Origin of the sequence: Magnetovibrio sp. PR-2, assembly GCF_036689815.1 — a bacterium.
Taxonomy (GTDB): domain Bacteria; phylum Pseudomonadota; class Alphaproteobacteria; order Rhodospirillales; family Magnetovibrionaceae; genus Magnetovibrio.
The window spans coordinates 1-18857 of the sequence record NZ_JBAHUR010000013.1 but is presented as its reverse complement, the minus strand read 5'-3'; the positions used below and the strand labels follow the sequence as shown (position 1 = coordinate 18857).

19 protein-coding genes are annotated in these 18857 nt (G+C 51.7%); 10 read left to right on the top strand and 9 right to left on the bottom strand.

Going from position 1 to position 18857, the window contains the following annotated elements; genetic code table 11:
• Positions 1–170 precede the first annotated feature (170 nt).
• Genes V5T82_RS14360 through V5T82_RS14350 form a run of 3 tightly spaced genes read left to right on the top strand, consistent with a single transcriptional unit; the run spans position 171 to position 5461 of the window.
• Positions 171–1925 carry a peptidase domain-containing ABC transporter gene (locus tag V5T82_RS14360; RefSeq protein ID WP_332896350.1) on the top strand — a complete coding sequence of 585 codons (1755 nt, stop codon included), beginning with the start codon at positions 171–173 and terminating at the stop codon, positions 1923–1925.
• Positions 1922–4114, top strand: coding sequence for a peptidase domain-containing ABC transporter (locus tag V5T82_RS14355; protein ID WP_332896349.1), 2193 nt, complete (start codon positions 1922–1924; stop codon positions 4112–4114). Before V5T82_RS14360 ends, V5T82_RS14355 begins: the two co-directional genes overlap by 4 nt.
• Positions 4115–4129: 15 nt before the next feature.
• Positions 4130–5461: an HlyD family type I secretion periplasmic adaptor subunit gene (locus tag V5T82_RS14350; RefSeq protein ID WP_332896348.1), complete on the top strand. Its 1332-nt coding sequence runs from the start codon at positions 4130–4132 to the stop codon at positions 5459–5461.
• Positions 5462–5521: 60 nt separating this feature from the next.
• Here V5T82_RS14350 and V5T82_RS14345 read toward each other — a convergent pair whose 3' ends face one another.
• Positions 5522–5671, bottom strand: coding sequence for a hypothetical protein (locus tag V5T82_RS14345; protein ID WP_332896347.1), 150 nt, complete (start codon positions 5669–5671; stop codon positions 5522–5524).
• A gap of 398 nt (positions 5672–6069) precedes the next feature.
• On the opposite strand from V5T82_RS14345, the gene V5T82_RS14340 reads away from it, so the two are divergent.
• Genes V5T82_RS14340 through V5T82_RS14330 form a run of 3 tightly spaced genes read left to right on the top strand, consistent with a single transcriptional unit; the run spans position 6070 to position 7876 of the window.
• Positions 6070–6735, top strand: coding sequence for a DUF6134 family protein (locus V5T82_RS14340; RefSeq protein ID WP_332896346.1), 666 nt, complete (start codon positions 6070–6072; stop codon positions 6733–6735).
• Complete coding sequence (locus tag V5T82_RS14335) at positions 6732–7457, top strand: SDR family NAD(P)-dependent oxidoreductase (protein ID WP_332896345.1); 726 nt, start codon at positions 6732–6734, stop codon at positions 7455–7457. Before V5T82_RS14340 ends, V5T82_RS14335 begins: the two co-directional genes overlap by 4 nt.
• Entirely contained in the window at positions 7454–7876 is a 423-nt protein-coding gene (locus V5T82_RS14330; protein WP_332896344.1) for a nuclear transport factor 2 family protein, read from the top strand. The genes V5T82_RS14335 and V5T82_RS14330 overlap by 4 nt, the downstream gene beginning before the upstream one ends.
• Here the strand turns inward: V5T82_RS14330 and V5T82_RS14325 are convergent.
• The 5 genes from V5T82_RS14325 to V5T82_RS14305 form a co-directional block, all read right to left on the bottom strand.
• Positions 7854–8333: a DUF3833 domain-containing protein gene (locus V5T82_RS14325; RefSeq protein ID WP_332896343.1), complete on the bottom strand. Its 480-nt coding sequence runs from the start codon at positions 8331–8333 to the stop codon at positions 7854–7856. The genes V5T82_RS14330 and V5T82_RS14325 overlap by 23 nt on opposite strands.
• 65 nt (positions 8334–8398) lie before the next feature.
• Positions 8399–9712 carry an MFS transporter gene (locus V5T82_RS14320; RefSeq protein WP_332896342.1) on the bottom strand — a complete coding sequence of 438 codons (1314 nt, stop codon included), beginning with the start codon at positions 9710–9712 and terminating at the stop codon, positions 8399–8401.
• Entirely contained in the window at positions 9678–10907 is a 1230-nt protein-coding gene (locus V5T82_RS14315; protein WP_332896341.1) for a class I SAM-dependent methyltransferase, read from the bottom strand. Before V5T82_RS14315 ends, V5T82_RS14320 begins: the two co-directional genes overlap by 35 nt.
• Positions 10904–11701, bottom strand: a complete 798-nt coding sequence (locus V5T82_RS14310) for a DUF1365 domain-containing protein (RefSeq protein WP_332896340.1) — start codon at positions 11699–11701, stop codon at positions 10904–10906. The genes V5T82_RS14315 and V5T82_RS14310 overlap by 4 nt, the downstream gene beginning before the upstream one ends.
• Positions 11701–13053 carry an NAD(P)/FAD-dependent oxidoreductase gene (locus tag V5T82_RS14305; RefSeq protein WP_332896339.1) on the bottom strand — a complete coding sequence of 451 codons (1353 nt, stop codon included), beginning with the start codon at positions 13051–13053 and terminating at the stop codon, positions 11701–11703. Before V5T82_RS14305 ends, V5T82_RS14310 begins: the two co-directional genes overlap by 1 nt.
• Before the next feature lie 184 nt (positions 13054–13237).
• Here V5T82_RS14305 and V5T82_RS14300 point away from each other — a divergent pair, with 184 nt between their 5' ends.
• The 4 genes from V5T82_RS14300 to V5T82_RS14285 all read left to right on the top strand — a co-directional run bounded on the left by V5T82_RS14300 (position 13238) and on the right by V5T82_RS14285 (position 16019).
• The gene (locus tag V5T82_RS14300) at positions 13238–13852 is read left to right on the top strand and encodes a sigma-70 family RNA polymerase sigma factor (RefSeq protein ID WP_332896338.1); all 615 of its coding nucleotides are present in this window, start codon (positions 13238–13240) and stop codon (positions 13850–13852) included.
• Entirely contained in the window at positions 13849–14505 is a 657-nt protein-coding gene (locus V5T82_RS14295) for a ChrR family anti-sigma-E factor (RefSeq protein ID WP_332896337.1), read from the top strand. The genes V5T82_RS14300 and V5T82_RS14295 overlap by 4 nt, the downstream gene beginning before the upstream one ends.
• A gap of 48 nt (positions 14506–14553) precedes the next feature.
• On the top strand, positions 14554–15099 hold the full coding sequence (locus V5T82_RS14290; protein ID WP_332896336.1) for a glutathione peroxidase: 546 nt from the start codon (positions 14554–14556) through the stop codon (positions 15097–15099).
• Between the two features lie 221 nt (positions 15100–15320).
• Entirely contained in the window at positions 15321–16019 is a 699-nt protein-coding gene (locus V5T82_RS14285) for a Crp/Fnr family transcriptional regulator (protein WP_332896335.1), read from the top strand.
• A 111-nt stretch (positions 16020–16130) separates the two neighbouring features.
• On the opposite strand, the gene V5T82_RS14280 is transcribed toward V5T82_RS14285, so the two are convergent.
• The 3 genes from V5T82_RS14280 to V5T82_RS14270 form a co-directional block, all read right to left on the bottom strand.
• On the bottom strand, positions 16131–17957 hold the full coding sequence (locus V5T82_RS14280) for a bacteriohemerythrin (RefSeq protein WP_332896334.1): 1827 nt from the start codon (positions 17955–17957) through the stop codon (positions 16131–16133).
• 68 nt (positions 17958–18025) lie between these two features.
• On the bottom strand, positions 18026–18640 hold the full coding sequence (locus V5T82_RS14275; protein ID WP_332896333.1) for an MEDS domain-containing protein: 615 nt from the start codon (positions 18638–18640) through the stop codon (positions 18026–18028).
• A partial coding sequence (locus tag V5T82_RS14270) for a hypothetical protein (RefSeq protein ID WP_332896332.1) occupies positions 18621–18857 on the bottom strand: 237 nt, incomplete at its 5' end. The genes V5T82_RS14275 and V5T82_RS14270, both read right to left, overlap by 20 nt.

Here is an 18857-nt window from a genome sequence, read left to right as displayed (position 1 = left end):
CCATTGTCCATAGTCGTGCAAAGAGGGCTTGAGTTCTGGTTCATTTGCCTCTCTAATCCGTCCATCACATGTTTCTTTCATCCGAAGCCAGCGGTTGATTACATGAAATACCGGCAGGGGCAGCTGTCTATTTCGCAAAGGATAACAAACGAAGCTGAAAGAAGCCTGACATGTCGTCGATTTCTTCCGACACCAATGCTGCACCTGCGAAGCGCGCCTCGTTTTTGAGATCTTTGTTCCGGGTCTCCTTAGGGCGCTATGACGTTTTATTGGCTTCGTTGGCGATCAACATATTCTCTTTGGCCCTGCCGTTGGTGATCTTGCAGGTCTACGACAAAATCGTTCCCAATTCTGCTTATAATACATTCGCTTATCTGGTTGCAGGTTTGGCCGCCGCGATCATTTTGGATGCGGTTTTGCGCGGGCTTCGCACGCACATCACCAGTTGGGAAGGTGCGCGGTTCGAACACGCCATTTCACAACGTGCCGCCGACCGTTTGTTGAACAGCCGCTTGGACGCCTATGAAAGCGAGCCCGCGGGAACGCACATGGACCGTATGACATCGGTTGAAGCCTTGCGCGATTTTCATTCGGGCCAAGGCTTGGTGTCTTTTTCCGATCTGCCGTTTGTGATTTTGTTTTTGGGCATTATTGGTGCCATCAATATCAACCTTGTTTTGGCCCCCCTGGCGGTGGTTTTGCTGGCCTTCGGCGCGGCGATTTGGCTAAGCCGCAAGTTGGACCAAGCCATCAAGCACCGCGCGGATTTGGATGAGCAACGCTATTCGTTCATTTTCCAGGTGCTCAACGGCATTCACACGGTCAAGGGCTTAGGTCTTGAAGCGCAGCTGCATCGTCAGTACCAAAGCTTGCTTGCCCCGCTTTCGACAGCCGTTGAACAGTACGCCTACCTTTCATCCCTTGGCCGTTCTTTGGGGCCTGCGTTTTCCAATCTTTCCATGGCGGCGGTGGCCACATTTGGCAGCCTGATGGTGTTGGACGGAACGCTGTCCAGCGGTGCTTTGATCGCGTCAACGCTGTTGGCGGGGCGTGCCGTGCAGCCTTTGATCCGGATCATTGGCGTTTGGATGCAATCGCAAAACTTGAAGTTGGCGGAGGAACGTCTGGATACGTTGATGAACTATCCGCTGGAACCGCTGCCCCGTGGGGAACAACCGGCAGAGGTCGACTGGTCGCAACCGATCCGCTTTGACGAGGTTACGGTGCACCGGGGCAATCCGGATTTCCCGGTGCTTAAAAACTTCTCGTTGGAGATCCCGGCGGGCTCCGTCGTGGCGCTGACCGGACCCATGGGTGGGGGCAAGTCCGTTGTCTTGGATGCTTTGGCCGGATTGGCTCATGTGGACGAAGGTGAGTTGTTGTTTGGCGAACACAGTGCCGCGCACATCGACTTTCAAAAGTTACGAAATGACATCGCCTATGCCCGCCAAGATGTCGTGATGTATGACGGGACCATCAGCGACAACCTTTCGGGCTTTCAAAAACGAAAACATCTGCCAGAGGCGCTCACCGTGGCGCACAAGCTGGGTCTCGATGAAGAAATTGCACGCATGCCCGATGGGCTCGACACCAACATCGGCAGTAGTGCTACGGTCGGATTGCCGGGCAGTATTCAACAAGAAATTTCACTGTGCCGGGCGTTGTCCAAACCTGTGAAGCTGTTGCTGTTCGACGAAGCAAACTCGGTCTTTGATTTTGAAGCCGATAAACGTTTGCGCCGCATGCTGATTGAAATGAAGGGGAAAGTGACCCTGGTGTTGATTACATCGCGCCCATCTTTGATTGCGTTGGCCGATCAGGTTTTGACCATCGACCGAGGACGGATTACCGAATACCGTCAAAATCAAAGTGAGCCTGAAACGGTGACAAAATTGCAGGCTCCGGGCGGGGAGGGTGGCGCATGAGCAATCTTTCCTACCATCAGATGAAGATATCGGATCTGCCGGAAAATTGGCTGCGCGCCATGCACAATCGCTATGGCAGTGAAAAGGCGCTGGACCCGGTGGCGGCGTGTTTGGCCGTATTGCTGGATGCCCTGCATTGGGAAGGCAGCGCGCGTCAGTTGGTCGAGGCTGGTCCTTATCAAAACCGGCCCCTCGACAGTGAAGATATGCGCAACACACTCGCGCGCTTGGGCTTTAAAACCATCTTGGTGAATGAAAAGCGAGATGATTTACATAATCGCTTATGTCCTTGTCTGCTGGTCCAAAGTGATGGTGTCCCGGCAATTGTGTTAGAACACACCGATAAAGGATTTGTCGTCTTTGATGGCAGGAAACCGACACGCAACACCACGTTTAAAAACCTTCATGGCGGTGATCTGTATTTGGTTCAAGCCGTCGAAAAGGAAAGCCAGGCGGTGCAACAAACCCCGGTGACGTGGTTGAGCTCTATGATTGGCCGCTTTAAGGGGCTGTTCAGCACCACTTTGTTGATTTCGTTTTTTATCAACATTTTGTCGTTGATTGTGCCGTTGTCCATTATGGCGATCTACGACCAAGTCATTGGCAAAGATTCACCTGAAATGCTGCGCTTTATCGTTTTCGGTGTTTTGGGTGCCGTGGTGTTTGAAATCTTCATGCGGGCTTGGCGTGCAAAAGTTCAGGCTCGTGTGGGGGCGCGGATCGATTATATCGTCAGCTCCAAAGTTTTTGATCAAGTCCTACACTTGCCACCGCTTTTTACAGAGCGTGCATCCGTGGGCGGGCAAGTCACCCGCATTCGTGAGTTTGAAACGTTTCGCGATTTGCTCAGTGGCCCCTTGGCGACTTTGGCTTTGGATTTGCCGTTCGCTCTGATCTTCATCATCGCCATTGCGATCATTGCCGGTCCCTTGGTTTTGATTCCGGTGGTTTTGGGCCTGTTGTATTTGGTGTTGAGCTTCATCATCTTGCCGAAATTGCAAAACCAAATTAGGCGTGCCGGCGAACAACGTTCAAAACGCCATGCCTTCTTGGTGGAGCTGATGTGGTCCATGCGTTCTGTCAAACAAATGGGCGCGGAAAGTATTTGGGGGGATCGCTTCCGCACCATGTCGGCGGATGCCGCGTGGGCGAACTTAGAGGTCAACCGCCTCAATTCCGTTTCCCAGGATATGGCGCAGTTGTTGATGATTGTCGCAGGCGCGGCAACTTTGGTCTTTGGTGTGTTGAGCGCCATGGACGGTGGCATAAGCATGGGTGCTTTGATCGCCACCATGATGTTGGTTTGGCGTGTGCTTTCGCCCATTCAAACGCTGTTTGGTCTGGGCAACCGCATTCACCAGACACGCCAGAGCCTTGGGCAGTTCCTCTCGATTTTGGAATACGATCGCGAAAGCCAAAACGACAACGATCAACTGAGCGCTTTGAAGTTCAACGGCCAGGTGAACTTTGATCGCGTCAGCATGCGCTATACCGCAAACGCCAATCCGGCGCTTTTGGGGTTGAGCTTTACGGTCAAACCCGGCGAGCTGATCGGCATCGCAGGCGACAGCGGTTCGGGCAAATCGACCATCGCCAAATTGATGGTGGGGATGTACGAACCCCAGGGCGGCACGGTGAGCCTGGACGGCATCGACATTCGCCAAGTCAAACCCATCACCTTGCGCCAAACACTCTCTTACGTTCCGCAATACAACCACGCCTTTCCGGGCACCATTTTGGATAATGTGCGTTTGGCCGACCCAACCGCGTCCATTCAAGAAGTTAAGGAAGCGTGCCGCAAAGCAGGCGTCTTGGCGAAAATCGAAGCTTTGCCGCACGGTTTGGACACGGCGTTCAAAGACGGTTTGGAAGCCCACGTGCCCCAGGGCTTCTTGCGTCAGTTGGCGTTGGCGCGCGGGTTCTTGCGCGACGCACCTGTTTTGATCTTGGACGAACCCGCCAGCGGCTTGGACGAAAAAGACGAAAGTGCGTTCTTGAAAACTTTGGCAGAACTGCGCGGGCACCAAACCATCATCATGATTACCCAACGTCCCAGTCATATGCGTCTATGTGACAAACTGTTGACCATGGATCATGGGCAAATGGAACTGTTCGGGGCAACCGAAGCTGTGTTGGCGGAACGCGATAAAATGCGCGCTTCTGTGAAGACCGCCCAAGAAAAAACGTGAAGTGAGATCTGAGACATGACACACCCATCCCAACGCGTACACCCCGCTCATGAACGCTACCTGTCGCGCGAAGACGTCTTGGAAGAAGTCGGCAGCTCCAAACCCGCCCTGGCGGCGATCTTGTTGATTGTTGCGCTGTTGGTGGGCTCTGTGGTTTGGGCCAATTATATGGTCATCACCACCACCGCCAAGGCCGAAGGCCAAGTCGTCACCAGTGGTAACGACCGTGTGGTGCAACACTTGGAAGGCGGCATCGTTTCCGAAATCCTGGTCAAGGACGGTGACGTGGTCGAAGAGGGCCAAGTGATGATGCGCTTCGACCAAACCCTGCGCACGGCCGACTTGGATCAAATTTTGTCGCGCGAAGCCGCGCTCAAGGTTAAAGAGACACGCTTGCGCGCGCAGATTGACGGCGCAACACCTGAGTTTAGTGAGCTGAACGCGTCCCACCCCGCACTTGTGGCCGAAGCCATTGATACCTTGAAGTCCACGCAAGAGCGTATCGTTGGCCAAAAGGCGGTGATTGAAAGCCGCATCGAACAGCGCCAACAATCCGCCGACAACTATGCCAATCAAGTCAAAAGCCTGAGCGATCAGGTGGAATTGATGCGCGAAACCGTGAAGGTGCGCGAAGACCTGTTCAAAGACGGCTTGGAATCGCGCGTCGAAATGAACAAGGTTAAACTTGAATTCTCACGCATTGAAAGTGCTTACAACGACGCCGTCGCCGCACGCGGACAGGCACTCAGCAGTGTGCAAGAGGCTCAAAACCAGTTGAAAGAGCTCGATGCCAAAGAACGCGACACCGCGATGGAGGACCTGACGTCGGTGATTTCCGAATTGGGTGAAGTGTCGGAAAACCTCAAACGTTTGAGAGACCGGGTGGAGCGTTTGGAAATCGTTTCCCCCGTCAACGGCATTGTCAACGGATTGCAGGTCAACACACCGGGCGCAGTTGTCGAACCAGCTGCGGTGATCATGACGATTGTTCCCATTGAAGAAGGGATTATCGTTGAAGCCCGCACAGAACCGTCCGATATCGGCTACATTGCCGTTGATCAAGACGCTAAGGTGACGGTTAGCGGTTTTGACGCACGTCGCCATGGTTCCGTCACGGGTAAGGTGGAACACATTTCGGCGTCTTCGTTCTTAGATCAAACCGGTTCGGCGTATTTTAAAACGCGAATTGCGTTGGATCAGGCGACCATCACGTCCGACACCACCCAGTACGCCATTGTGCCGGGGATGACGGTTCAGGTTCAGATCATCACAGATCAACAAACGTTGCTGCAGTATCTGACGGGGCCGATCTATTCTTCACTGTCGGGAACGTTCTCAGAACGATAGGTGCTTTGAGAACGCGCCCGACCTGTTTGGCAGGTCTACGGTAGCAACACGCTCGACAGGTCAATAAAAGTTATCTGCGTTCGCCAGCATTTCTGACCAATCATCATGTTGTGATTGGAGATCTGGATCTGTGTTGTCTTGGCGTGGTTGAGACACCTCATGTGCGTTGTCTTGGGGGTACGAGGCTGTTGTTTTGGTGGTTTCGGACATGACGATTTCCTTTTGATTGGTGGGTCTGTCCTGATGTGTTACGTACACCACATTGGATTGGATCATGACGTGTAAAAAAAACGGAACAAGGGTGATCCAAAGGCAAACCGGGGCCGTAATAAGGATACAACTCACCCCGGTGGAAATGACGCATCACCCGTGCAGTCCCTCCCCCCCTGAACTGTTCGCGCACTTTTGCCGGGGTTGAGTTGCTCGGCGCAGGAGCCATCCGCCTCAATCCGGTGGTACCAAGGCGTAAGAGTCTATCGCCTCAATCCATAGGCACTTCAAAACCTCTCCCCCCAGAAGCCCCCGTTTTTCGGGGGCTTCTCAATTTTTGATCCAAAGCCTGATTTCAGACGTACAAAAGGCATGACTTGATCAAAGAGGTTCAGCACATGCGCACTTGGATTGCCGCCTTAATATTGATGTTGCTGCCCTTCAGCGCCTGGGCTGAAATTGATCCCGTGCGGCTCTATGGCGACACCATCCGTTTTGATGTTGTGCGCAATGGCGAAGTTGTTGGGCAACATGAAACGCGGTTCTCCAAGGTGGACGGAAAGCTCAAGGTAACGTCCAACATGACTTTGGAAATCTTCGTGTTGGTTTTTCCCGTTTATGCGTTCAACTACGCATCAGTCGAAACTTGGTCCAACAATCGGCTTCGAAAACTCGATGTTCGCGTTTTGGATGGCAGCGACACAGTTGAAGTCAGCGCCATCGCCAAAAACGACGCACTGCTGATCATGGGGCCCAACGGCGAAGACGTTGTACGCACTCCGATCCTGTCGACCAATCATTGGAACGCAGAAGTCCTGAGGCACGACAAGGTCCTCAATACGCTGACGGGGCGCGTCAATATGGTAAGCATTCAGCGCGGCGCTCAAGAAACTTTGCCCTTACCCAATGGCTCCGTCAAAGCTGTGCGCTATGACTATAATGGTGACTTAACAGACACGTCTGTGTGGTACGACCAAAAAGGTCGCTGGGTCAAACTTCAGTTTAAAGCGCGTGATGGTTCGACCATTCACTACCTCTGCCGGACCTGTGAGGCGGAGGGATGAAGCGCATTTGGATCACCGGCGGCGGAAGCGGGATTGGCAAGGCCTTGGCCTGGATATATGCCGATGACGGCTGGGACGTGTTTATCAGTGGCCGAAATCCGAACAAGCTCAAGACGGCTGCAGATTATGCGCCCAATATTCATCCACACCCCTGCGACATCACGGACCCCGATGGCGTTGCTGCGTGTATATCGGCCATTGGCGATTTGGATGTCGCCGTGCTCAATGCCGGGGACTACAGGCCGGGGCCGACGTCTGAGACAACGTTAGACGATTTTCGACAAACCATGGAGGTGAATTACTTTGGCACCCTCAATTGTATTCAAGCCGTTCTGCCGACACTAAAAGCCAACGCCGGACAGTTGGCGGTGGTGGCCTCCGTGGCGGGATATATTGGCCTGCCCAATGCATCTGGGTATGGGCCCAGCAAAGCGGCCTTGATTTCCCTGTGTGAAAGCCTACGTGCAGAACTGCAAGACAGTGCTGTTACGGTGCATCTCATCAATCCCGGGTTCGTCAAAACCGAGCTCACCGACAAAAATGACTTTGAGATGCCCAACATGATTTCCCCCTTTGACGCAGCACTGAACATGCGCCGCGGTTTGGAAACGGATCGTTTTGAGATTGCCTTCCCCGCACCGTTTGTGCGCCGTATGAAGTTGCTTAAAGCCTTGCCCTATTGGGCGTATTTTAAACTGATGAAAAAAGTGGCTGGTATATGAAAACTGAAAACGCGAAGGCCTACGTTCATTTGTTCGAAAACCTATCCCCGCAAACCATCGCGGCTATGCCTGGGTTTGTCAGTTTGAATGTGCGTTTCAAAGATCCGTTTAACGACTTCACCGGAATCTACAAGCTGCGCAAGCTCTTGCAAAAGACGCTCTCCGACATCAAAAACCCCAGTTTCATTGTGACCCATCAAGCTTGGGATGGGGACGTGTTGTTTTTGCGCTGGACGTTTCAAGGTCATGTCCGCGCGTTGGGGCATTGGCCAATCACGGGCATGAGCGAAATTCATTTTGATGAAGAAGGTCAGGTGTGTGAGCACGTCGATCATTGGGATGGGGCGGAGCAATTCTATGAACGCTTGCCGCTGATCGGCGGTGCGTTGGGGCTGATCAAGCGTCGTTTGCAGCTTTAAGGAAAAACAAGGTCACTTCACCGATCTCAAAACCCCATTTGCTGACACGGGCCCGATTGATCATCACGCCGCCGTCTTGTAAGAACATCCAATCGTTGAAATGAACGGTGTAAGAGCTCTCGCCGACTTTAAGTTTGAGGTCGTAGCGCCAGTTCAGCGCATTGCCCGCAGCCTGTCCATGGGCAAGCCCGATCACATCGTCGGCCCGGCCTTCGTACTGATTGTCCCCGGTTTGCAAAATGTGCCAGACGCGCCGGTCTGTTTCACCATCCGCGTAGACAAAGTGCTCATCCAAGATGATTTGATCACCGTTGACTTCGCCTTGAATGTCCACACGGAACTGTCGGCGCACGGTGCCAAAGCGGTCTTCGAACAGACCCCAAGCTTGGGTTTGGCCTTGGAAATAATCGAACAGGTCAAACTTTGGCGTGGCTTGGCTAAAGTCTTGGGGTTTCATGTTTGTACATCCTATTAAGGCCCCCGTGAGTGCGATCGCAAGGATCCAGCTGCTCAGACGCGGTTTCATGATCTACGCTCCAATGCCCGCCGAATAGCGGCGTGACGCCGCTGGGTGATGGGGAAGCGCCACATCATCAAAACGGCTATTGTCTTTAATACGATGGGAATAACGGCGTAGATCACAACAAGGGCTGTAATCGCTGTATCCGAAGCGACTGCGCTGTCCTCACTAAGGCCGAAATATGCCAGAGCGGGAAAAGCGGTGCCGACCGCGAGACCAAGTGCCAACTTGGTCGCCATGCTCCAATACGAAAACAGGGTCGCTGTGCGTTCTTGGCGAAAACGCAGGCGATCCCAATCCGCACAATCGGCTTGTATGGCTGGGGGCAGGGCCAAGTCGCTACCTAGGGTCAGGCCTGTTAACGCACAGATGACCCCAAAGCCCACCACATCGCCTGAACCTAAGAACGGCACCCAAGCGAACGCGAGACACGCCGTGGCCATGGACACACACCACACTGTGTGCTTGCCTAGTCGCCGTGCCAACCACACCCAGCCTTGGATGCCCAACACGGCAAACAGGAAGTAGACGAACAGCAATGCTGCTTTGTCCTGTTCGCCAGCTTCGATCACATAGGTCAAAAACAAAGGTAACGTCACCGCAGGCAAGCCGTTGGCAAAGCCGTTGATGAACCACGCGCTCAAAACCCGCCAAAAGACGGTATTGCCTTTGGGAAAGCTCAAGGCCTGGGTTTGCGGGGCAGGCGCAACGCGACCTTCGGGAACAAATTTCAGCGCAATCACAAAAACAAGCACGCCCAGTCCAACCGTGGCCCAGGCGATCAGGGGAAAGCGATCCAATTCGGGAACGTCGGCCAACAGAACACCGGCGGCGCCTGCGCCCAAGATGCCCAACAGGCCAAAGCCTTCGCGCAGGCCGTTGAGCTTTGCACGCTCACCATAGTCGCTGTCCAATTCAACCGCCCAAGTCACATAGGGGATTTGCACAGCCGTCCAAGCCAAGTAGAGCAACGCACCCCATACAATCAAGTAGACAGCCGTTGTGTCCGCGCCCGGCGAAAACACCATGATCAGGGCAGGCGCGCCAACCAGCCCGCCTAAGGCCATCGGCAGCTTGCGTTTCGCAAAACGTCGGGGGATATGGTCCGACAGCCAGCCCAGTAGGGGGTCGCTGAGCACATCCAAAATGCGCAGGCCCAAAAACACGCCACCCACCGTGGCCAACCCTAACCCGACCGTGTCGGCGTAGAACGTCGGCAACAAGACAAAGACGGGAATGGTCGGCAGCGCCAACACAAAGGCCGGTAGCGCATAGAGGGTCTTATGCAGGTTTGACGATTTTAAACAGGCCGACATCGACGCTCTCCGCCTTAAAGCCTGCTTCGCAATAGGACAGATAGTATTCCCACATGCGTTTGAAGGCGGTGTCATAGCCCATGGGCTCAATCTCGCTCCAGGTGTGTTGGAACTGCTTTTGCCAGGCGGCACAGGTGCGTGCATAAGACTTGCCAAAGAAACGCGTGTCTTGCAGCGTCAAGCCGTTGCGCTTCACAGCGTCTTCCAGAGCGCTGGGGCTTGGCAAAAAACCACCGGGGAAGATGTAGCGTTGGATGAAGTCGGTACCTTTGCGATAGGTTTCAAACCGGTCTTCTTCAATGGTGATGATTTGCAGCACAGCTGTGCCGCCGGGTTTCAGGCGGTCTTGGACGGTTTGAAAGTACGTGTCCCAGTTTTCCTCACCCACCGCTTCGAACATTTCGATGGAAACAATTTTGTCATATTGTCCGGAACTGTCGCGGTAGTCCGTATAGGACGCGCTGGCAAGTTGGTCAATACCCGCGGCCTGATAACGACTTTGCGCGTAACGCAATTGCTCGCGCGACAAGGTCAACCCGTGAATGAAACACCCATAATCACGCGCGGCCAATTCAGAAAAACCACCCCAGCCGCAACCAATTTCTAGAACCTCGTCTTTCATTTGCAAGTCGAGCATCTCGGCGATGGCTTGATATTTGGTGTGCTGGGCTTGGCGCAGGGTTTCTGCCCCCGTCTCATATAACGCAGAAGAATACGTCATGCTTTTGTCCAGCCATTTGGCATAGAAGTCATTCCCCAGGTCATAGTGATACGCAATGTTGCGCTTCGATCCGGATTTGGAATTGCGGTTCAAAAGATGACGCACCCGGTGCAAAGCCCGCGAAACCCAATGCCCAGCGGTATCGGCTGCGACGTCCTTTTCGTTGGCAAGGGCAAAATCGAACAGAGCCGTTAGGTCGGGACTATCCCATTCCCCATCGATATAGCTTTGTGCAAATGCCACTTCGCCATTGAGCAACAGTTTGGATATCGGGCGATAAGATTTCAATTCTAAGGTGGCGCGCGGCCCGCCGCTTTGCGCCTGTCCCAAATGCACTTGACCACCACGGGGCAACACAATGGTCAGCTGACCGTTCTGCAATCCGGAAAACTTTTTCACCATCTGTTTGACCCAACGGTTAGACGGTGCAACGTGACGGTTGGGTGCACAAATATCGATAGGATTGTTGCTCATGTTTCAGATTCCATACTTTTGGATTGTACGTGCGTTATCGGGGACAGGGGCGGTGCGGGGCGGTCAAACAACTTCAAGCCCTTGCGCCAGAGTTTGAGAGCTTCCCAGTGAATACCCGCCATGACTTTCAACGTCATGAAGGGATACTTCAAAACCAGCGTAGCCAGAGCCCGATCACTCACGTCGAGGGCCTGGCCTGTGAAGGATGCTTTCAGCATCACACCATCTGCGTCGCATTGATCGATCAAAACGGTGATGTTGTCGCTGGGTTGAGAAAGACGAAAGCGGTATTCTCCGCTCATATCCATGAAGGGTGAGACGTAAAACTCTTTACAGCACGATTGGCGAACGGTTTTCGAACCGTCGTCTTCAACCTCAATCAAATAGGTGTGACGCTCACCGAACGTGTTGCTGACCTCATAGAGCATGACTTTTAATTGCTCTTGGGCGTCATAGCAGTAATACACACTCAGCGGATTGAATGCGTACCCGAACAGGCGCGGATAGCACAGCATGGTGACGCGGCCACGGTCTAGGTCAATACCCGCAGCTTTCAAGGTCGCATGGACATAGTCTATGAGAGGCCGGTTCTGACCGGGGCCGTAGTCTTTGTCCCAAAAGGACAGCAGAGAAAAGCGATTGTAGCCAAACATCCAGTGTGCGCGGTCGAGTTCTTCCAGCTCGTCTAAATCCACCAGTATGGAAAACACGCGATACGACAGGCGGTGCTTGCGCGGACGGTATCTTTGATGAAACACCCGGCCTTCATAGAGCCTTGAGCGAAACGCTTTCATCACGCTGCATCCTGGACTTGTTGAATCAACTGTGGCCAGTTGACGGGCAAATTGATGCGCCCACTTTCATTGTCGACCGACCAGGGACGACGCACGCCACCCAAGGCTTCGCCAACAGCCAGGCCAGATTGTAACGCGTCTTCGTGAAAGCCATGCCCGAAGTAGCTGCCGCAAAACCACAAGCGCCGTTGGCCTTGAATGTTCCACAGCATCCGTTGTGCCGCGACGGCTTTGCGGTCGAACATGGGATGGTGGTACAGGAAGCTGCGTTGGATCGTGCCTTCAGCAGGCATGTGCGTGGGGTTGAGTGTGACAAAATAATCCGTGTCGGTGTCCAAGTTTTGTAGACGGTTCATCCAATAGGTCACGCACACGCTGTCTTCCCCATTTTGGCTTTCGCTTAAATAATTCCAGCTTGACCAGGCCTTTTTGTTCTTCGGCATCAAACTGGCATCGTTGTGCAAAATGGCCTTGTTGGGTTGATAGGAAAACGCTTCCAGAAGTTTGCGCTCGGCGGGGTCGCTATCTTCCAGCATCTGCAAGCTCTGGTCCGCATGTGACGCCATCACAACATGATCGAAGTGATGCACGATGCCATTGCGGACTTCAACAGTCGCACCCGAAGCATTCGAAGTCACTTTGCTCACCGCTGCGTTGGTGACGATTTTGTCTGCATATCCTTGTGTGAGCTTTTTCACGTACGCTTGACTGCCGCCCACCACAGAGCGCCATTGTGGGCGGTCGGACACTTGCAGCAGTCCGTGGTTGTCACAAAACCGCAAAAAGGCATTGAGAGGGTAGTCCAACATGGTATCGACCGGGGTCGACCAAATCGCCGCGCCCATGGGTAACAGATGATCGCGTTGGAAAGCTTGGGAGTAGCCGTTCATGTCTAGATATTGTCCCAACGTCACGCTGTCGTCGGGATCGTCAACAATGGCATCCGGGGCATCGCGATAGAAACGCAAAACATCTTTCACCATTGCCCAAAACCGTGGGCGCAAGAGATTGCGTTTTTGGGCGAATAAGCCTGCCCAATCTCCGCCAGAATATTCAAACGCGCCTTGGTCAACCGACACACCAAATGACATGTCTGTTTCATGGGTTGCGACACCCAAATGATCGAACAGGGCGATTAAGTTTGGATAATTCGCAACGTTGTAGACGATAAATCCGGTGTCTACACCCAGGCCGTTCACATCCACCGTGTTGGTATGTCCGCCAATCCGGTCATCCTTTTCAAATACGGTGACGTCATGGTTTTGCGACAACAACCAAGCCGCAGACATTCCAGCGATACCGGTGCCGACGACAGCGATCTTCAAACGATGGGGTGAGTGTTGGTCAGGCATGTTGTTTCTCCGTCTTTGCACTCCGTACGCTTGAAATAGAGATTTGGATCACACGCGCTGAAAACAATTGAAATCGGCCCTTAGGTCCTCATGTCTATAAAAACTTCGAACGGCAAGTGATCCAACATGCTGCTGTATGCGTAATGGATACATAGCCGCCCTGATGTATGGACTTTTGGAAAAAATGTCACAAAAACAGGCCTATACGGATCCGGCGGCGACGCCACTAACCAGCGCAGAACTCACCGCGCTTTTGGTTCGTGTGGCGGACCATCAGGACAAAGCCGCGTTTGGCGACTTGTTCACGCATTTTGCACCGCGTGTGAAATCTTATGTACTGAAGTTGGGATGCAGCGACACCATGGCTGAAGATCTGGCACAACAAACCTTGATTCAAGTTTGGCGTAAAGCAAAGCTGTTCGACGCAAGCAAAGCCGCAGCCAGCACCTGGATATTCCGAATTGCCCGGAACTTGCGCATTGATGTTTTGCGCAAAGACACGCATTACCACTATGATGACTATGACTTCTCCACCATGGCCGACGACAGCGACAGCGCCGAAGAGCACGTGTCGCGCGACCAAACGGGCGACATGATGCGCAAAGCCTTGAGCCGTTTGCCGCAAGACCAATCCGAAGTCATTCACCTTTCTTTTTATGATGGATTGAGCCACGGCGAGATCGCGACAAAACTGGACCTCCCCCTTGGAACTGTGAAGTCGCGTATGCGCTTGGCCTTCACAAAGCTGCGCGAAACGATTGACGTCGCGAACCGTGTTTTGGAAGGGGGGAAAGCATGAGCGTTCATCATCACCTCTCTGACGCGACGTTGATGTCGTACAGTGCGGGCAATCTGCCTCAAAGCATGACGTTGGTGATTGCCTCACATTTGGCCGTGTGCCCCAAGTGTCGCGAGAAGCTCTTCGTCTTGGAAGCCATCGGCGGTGCCGAGCTGGAACAAAGTCCGGTACAATCTCTGGCCCCCAACGCTTTGGACCGGGTCTTGGGCCAGCTGGGTGAACAAGAAGATCGTCCTCATCCAGCAACGCTTCCAGAACGGTCCTCTTCCAATATCCCTCAACCCTTGCAGGCTTACGTGCCGAAACGATTGTCCGACATTGCCTGGAAATCTATGGCGCCGGGCATTAAGACCTATGCGTTGGCGGGGATGCAGCCCCGGTCGGGTACGTTGTGCCTTCTCAAAATCGCACCTGGCGTTACCATCCCAGAGCACACCCATGACGGCATGGAGCTGACGATGGTTCTGCAAGGCTCTTTTAGCGATGAGATCGGGCGCTTTACCTCAGGCGACATTGCGGACCTGGACGATGAAACCCATCATCAACCCATTGCCGACACGGATGAAGACTGCATCTGTCTGGTTGCAACCGAAGCACCTCTGCGCTTCAACAAATTGATGCCGCGTTTGGTTCAGTATTTTACCGGCATGTGATCTGAAGCCTTGTCAGTGGCGTACACAGGGACAATCAGGAGGTTTGCAATGCTCAGAAAATTTCTTATGGCCGTTTCCGTCATGGTCCCTGTCACGGCACATGCGGCAGGTCAAAATGCTCATGATTTCAAGTTCACAGATATTGATGAAAATCCATTGCCCCTGTCCACCTTTGCCGGTAAGGCCGTCATGGTGATCAATACCGCATCCAAGTGCGGGTTCACGCATCAGTATGAAGAGATCCAAGCCCTTTGGGATCGTTATCGTGACAAAGGGCTTGTGGTTTTGGGCGTGCCGTCGAACGACTTCGGTGCGCAAGAGCCCGGAACTGCAGAGCAGATCAAACAGTTCTGCGCCGTTAACTTCAACGTCGACTTTCCGCTGACAAAAAAAACCAAAGTCCGCGGCGATCGTCCCCACCCATTTTATGCCTGGGCAGCGAGCGAGCTCGGTGCATTGGCCAAGCCACGCTGGAACTTTCACAAATATCTCATCGCACCCGACGGAGATTTGGTCGATTGGTTTTCCACCCCGACGTCCCCGACATCGGATAAGGTCATCAAAGCCGTCGAACGACACCTGCCGAAAGGTTGACGCATATTTTAGAAGCTCTGCGAACTTCCGTGAAAGGGGGCGCGAAAGGGGGAATGAAGGTGAACTTTAAGATCTGGACTCGGACTCGCAGAAAACGGGCGATTCTTATCAGCCTTTAGCCCATACCTGTCATTTGTCTGGCTTTAAATTCTTGCATAAGATGAGCAATTAAATGAAGCTTTGAACAAGCGAAAAACCAACCAAATATTGGGGGCAATGCGATGAGTTTGGCAGAAGGAATTGCATGGGGCGATCTAATGGGGATTGTTGGTGTTATCCTCTACATCGGCTCCTATTTTGCTTTGCAAGCCGGAATAATCAAAGGTCAAGGATACCTGTACGCAACTTTAAACACCGTTGCCGCGTCCTGTGTTCTGTTGAGCCTCGTAAACAATTTCAATCTTTCTTCGGCAATTATTCAAGTCACATACATTGCGATTAGCGTATTCGGTATAATCAGGTTTTATATTCTTACACACCGGATCAAATTCAATTTTGAAGAACTGGCCTTTATAGGTGTCGCTTCCCCCAACCTGGACAAGCTTTATTCGCGTAAATTGCTGGATGTGGGAACGTGGAAGACAGTTCCACCCGACACTGCCCTGACAATAGAAGGGCAAACTCCACCATCCCTATTTTATATTTTTGAAGGATATGCGGAGGTAACCGTTTGCGGAAAATCAGTTGCGCACCTTGAAGGCAACTCCCTGGTTGGGGAAATGTCTTGCCTGACAGGCATGCCTGCTTCTGCAACTGTGATCGCGACCAAGCCAACGCGTATATTTGAACTCAATCTTGGTGACCTCGAAAAGTTTCTTGTCCGAAACCCGACTGTCCGCCATGAACTTGAGAGTCGCTTTGCCAAACAAATTAGCACAAAACTCGTTCGTGCCAACGCGGCCTTAATGGAACAAGTGTAACGGGCCATAATGTCCGCTTTTCGAATTGACACAGCTAAATGTCAGCTGTTCACACTAATTCAGAACTTAGATTTAAAGGTCAAATTTGGCTGTTTTTGACCCTAAGCAGACCTACACACTCAGCCTTTTATCTCTTCCGTCAATTGAAGCCAATGCATCAAGAGCAAGCTTGATTTCCCTTTTTTTGCCCTTGGTGTGCCCTTCGATTTTTTTGTCCTCGTAGATGATGTGTTCAAAAAGCCAGTTCATCAGGAACTTGTGAAAGCTCTGGATTAAGCTGAGGTCCTTTGTTTCCATCCACTCGTCAGCGAGTTTACTCAACTTATCTGCTATGGACGTATGAATTGTGCGGTGTTCTTCTAGACTGGGGTAAGAGCAAACTTCCATAATGGTTTCTTCACGCCGGAAGTGATAGTGGGTGTAATCGATAAGGTGTTCGACAATTTCATCAATTTCATCACCGACAAGTTTTTGGCTGCCCAACTTATTTAATAACATGATTAAAAATTTATGGTCGTCATCAATGGCTTCAACACCCACGACCATCGCTTCATTCCATATGAGGACGTCCTCGTTTGTGGCCAAGGGTAGCTCAATCCAAAACGTTGTGCCTTTACCAACGACACTATCAAAACCAATTCGACCCGCCATATGTTCCAATATGGATTTGGTAATGGTTAAACCGATCCCAGTTCCCTCCCTCGCAATGGTTGGGTCTGCACCAATGCGATGAAACATTCGAAAAACCTTGTCTTGGTCTTCTTCAGCAATGCCGATACCCGTATCAGAGATAGTTATGCGAAGATATCCATCATCCACTTCTTGGGCATCAATGGTTACAGTACCGCCATCTTGGTTGTACTTAATCGCGTTGGACAACAAGTTAAACAAGACCTGTTTAAATCGTGTTGGATCTGTGCGTAAGCTCGTCTCGATTTTGCCTTCTGTGTTATTCACAATGCAGATGCCTTTATCGATACTTAGGGGCTCTGCTAACGCGGCGCTCTGGGAAACCACATCCTGAACATCGACGTCATCTATGAATATGGTCAGCTGATGGGCTTCAATTTTAGCAAGCTCAAGCACCTCATCCACAAGCCCCAATAGGTGGTTTCCGCCGGTGATGATGTGGCCAATGTATTCGCTTTGGGTGCCAGACAATGGCTTTTGAGGGTCATATTGCAACATCTGAGAAAAACCCAAAATGGCATTCAAAGGTGTGCGCAGCTCATGGCTCATTGAGGCCAAAAATTCAGATTTCGCTTGATTGGCCCGTTCCGCCGCATCTTTGGTTTGCACCAGCTCTTCTTCTGTTTTGCGTCGCTCGGTCACATCTCGGGCAACGGCGAATAGGTTCCCCCCAACTGCAGTCGATGACCAATCCAACCAACGATACTCACCGTTTTTACAAAGGTAGCGATTTTGAAAATCAAGAATGGGGAGCCCGTTTTCAACGTGTTGTTTGAAAATCGCGTTTGTTTTTTTTACATCATCTGGATGGACAAATTCGATGAACGGCTTGGCGACGATCTCCTCAGAAGACCAACCAAGGATGTTTGTCCATTGATCATTTAGCGTTTTAAAATACCCATCCCTGCCCGCAATACACATCATATCTTGTGATAATGCAAAGAATTGATTTCGTTCCAATTGCATTTGTTTTTCGTGGGCTTTATTTGCCAAAATGACGGCGGTCATATTCGCCATATTCATGACGTAAGGTATGTATGGACTAAATTTATCAACCTCAAAGGTCTCGACCTCAAACACACCGTAGTCGAGATTGCCATGCTTGCAAGGTATGCGCTTTACGCAATCATGGGCTAAAGGTGAGGTTGAGCTCAAGTGATGGCGAACACTCTTAACACTTGGGAAATCCTGCAATCCTCTGCAAACGAATTCGAACAACTGCTCGCTTTGATCCATTAATGCAGCCATATTTTGGATCAAGAGCAGCTGTGCTAAAAATCGAGGTTCAAGATCAGTGTATGAGTTCACAAGCTATCTCAAATGCTCGCCAGAAACTCTTCTGGCTCTACAAAAAATGGATTTCGAACAACTGTTCCACGGACGATCATCAAAGGATGAACCTTCAAGACATCCATAATGGTTTTTCCATCAAACTCAGACGCATTATACTGGCAAACTGACGTTACTGGATGAGTTCTGAGAAGTTGACTGACCCGGGCCTCATATTCAAAAAGCCGATTGCCCCCGGCTACGGTATGGATTTTTGGGTCCATTTCACCGATGACCCGGGCTCTCTTCCCATCAGCTTTGGAACTTTCGTAAAACTCAGTGAGAAGCTTAAGCATGCGGTCAGGATTGAACTCATCACCTTCAAAATAAACGTCTTGAGCACCAGACATAAGCAGGTTGCCGTGTTCCTGTGCTGAAGAACAACAGCAATTGTGTTCAGCAAAAAAAGTCGAAACTTTTTCTTGCCCAGTTTTATCAGTGAAACAAGCCGTGCGTTCCTGACCCTTCACGCCAGAGAGGATATATTTGAGTATGGCTTCTTCTCTTTCCTCATCATCAGCGTAAACTTGGCAGATGTGTGTTCCCTCAGGAAAGATTTCGTCGGTAAATCCGAGATTTACTTCACTTTGAGCGCTCTGCATCACCATCTCCCTCTACTGTGAAATTACCCGTTTTATTGTAGCACACATGCGTGAATAGGATAAGGCGCCCCTTGATTAGGTTAAGGTGTTTAGAAACAGCTGCTATTGGGATGGACCGGCTGCTCCCGACAGCCAGTAGGTTATACTGTAAGTGATTGACCTGCAAAGAAAGGAGCCATCCCATGCCAAGGAAACCAAAGACAGATATCACCGTTGT

Coding starts and splice junctions, on each gene's coding strand:
- V5T82_RS14275 (WP_332896333.1), bottom strand. CDS start 18,640: ATGCAGAGCGCTCAAAGTGAAGTAAATCTCGGATTTACCGACGAAATC.
- V5T82_RS14310 (WP_332896340.1), bottom strand. CDS start 11,701: ATGAAAGCGTTTCGCTCAAGGCTCTATGAAGGCCGGGTGTTTCATCAA.
- V5T82_RS14350 (WP_332896348.1), top strand. CDS start 4,130: ATGACACACCCATCCCAACGCGTACACCCCGCTCATGAACGCTACCTG.
- V5T82_RS14360 (WP_332896350.1), top strand. CDS start 171: ATGTCGTCGATTTCTTCCGACACCAATGCTGCACCTGCGAAGCGCGCC.
- V5T82_RS14290 (WP_332896336.1), top strand. CDS start 14,554: ATGCTCAGAAAATTTCTTATGGCCGTTTCCGTCATGGTCCCTGTCACG.
- V5T82_RS14340 (WP_332896346.1), top strand. CDS start 6,070: ATGCGCACTTGGATTGCCGCCTTAATATTGATGTTGCTGCCCTTCAGC.
- V5T82_RS14315 (WP_332896341.1), bottom strand. CDS start 10,907: ATGAGCAACAATCCTATCGATATTTGTGCACCCAACCGTCACGTTGCA.
- V5T82_RS14300 (WP_332896338.1), top strand. CDS start 13,238: ATGTCACAAAAACAGGCCTATACGGATCCGGCGGCGACGCCACTAACC.
- V5T82_RS14325 (WP_332896343.1), bottom strand. CDS start 8,333: ATGAAACCCCAAGACTTTAGCCAAGCCACGCCAAAGTTTGACCTGTTC.
- V5T82_RS14305 (WP_332896339.1), bottom strand. CDS start 13,053: ATGCCTGACCAACACTCACCCCATCGTTTGAAGATCGCTGTCGTCGGC.
- V5T82_RS14285 (WP_332896335.1), top strand. CDS start 15,321: ATGAGTTTGGCAGAAGGAATTGCATGGGGCGATCTAATGGGGATTGTT.
- V5T82_RS14345 (WP_332896347.1), bottom strand. CDS start 5,671: ATGTCCGAAACCACCAAAACAACAGCCTCGTACCCCCAAGACAACGCA.
- V5T82_RS14335 (WP_332896345.1), top strand. CDS start 6,732: ATGAAGCGCATTTGGATCACCGGCGGCGGAAGCGGGATTGGCAAGGCC.
- V5T82_RS14355 (WP_332896349.1), top strand. CDS start 1,922: ATGAGCAATCTTTCCTACCATCAGATGAAGATATCGGATCTGCCGGAA.
- V5T82_RS14320 (WP_332896342.1), bottom strand. CDS start 9,712: ATGTCGGCCTGTTTAAAATCGTCAAACCTGCATAAGACCCTCTATGCG.
- V5T82_RS14280 (WP_332896334.1), bottom strand. CDS start 17,957: ATGGCTGCATTAATGGATCAAAGCGAGCAGTTGTTCGAATTCGTTTGC.
- V5T82_RS14295 (WP_332896337.1), top strand. CDS start 13,849: ATGAGCGTTCATCATCACCTCTCTGACGCGACGTTGATGTCGTACAGT.
- V5T82_RS14330 (WP_332896344.1), top strand. CDS start 7,454: ATGAAAACTGAAAACGCGAAGGCCTACGTTCATTTGTTCGAAAACCTA.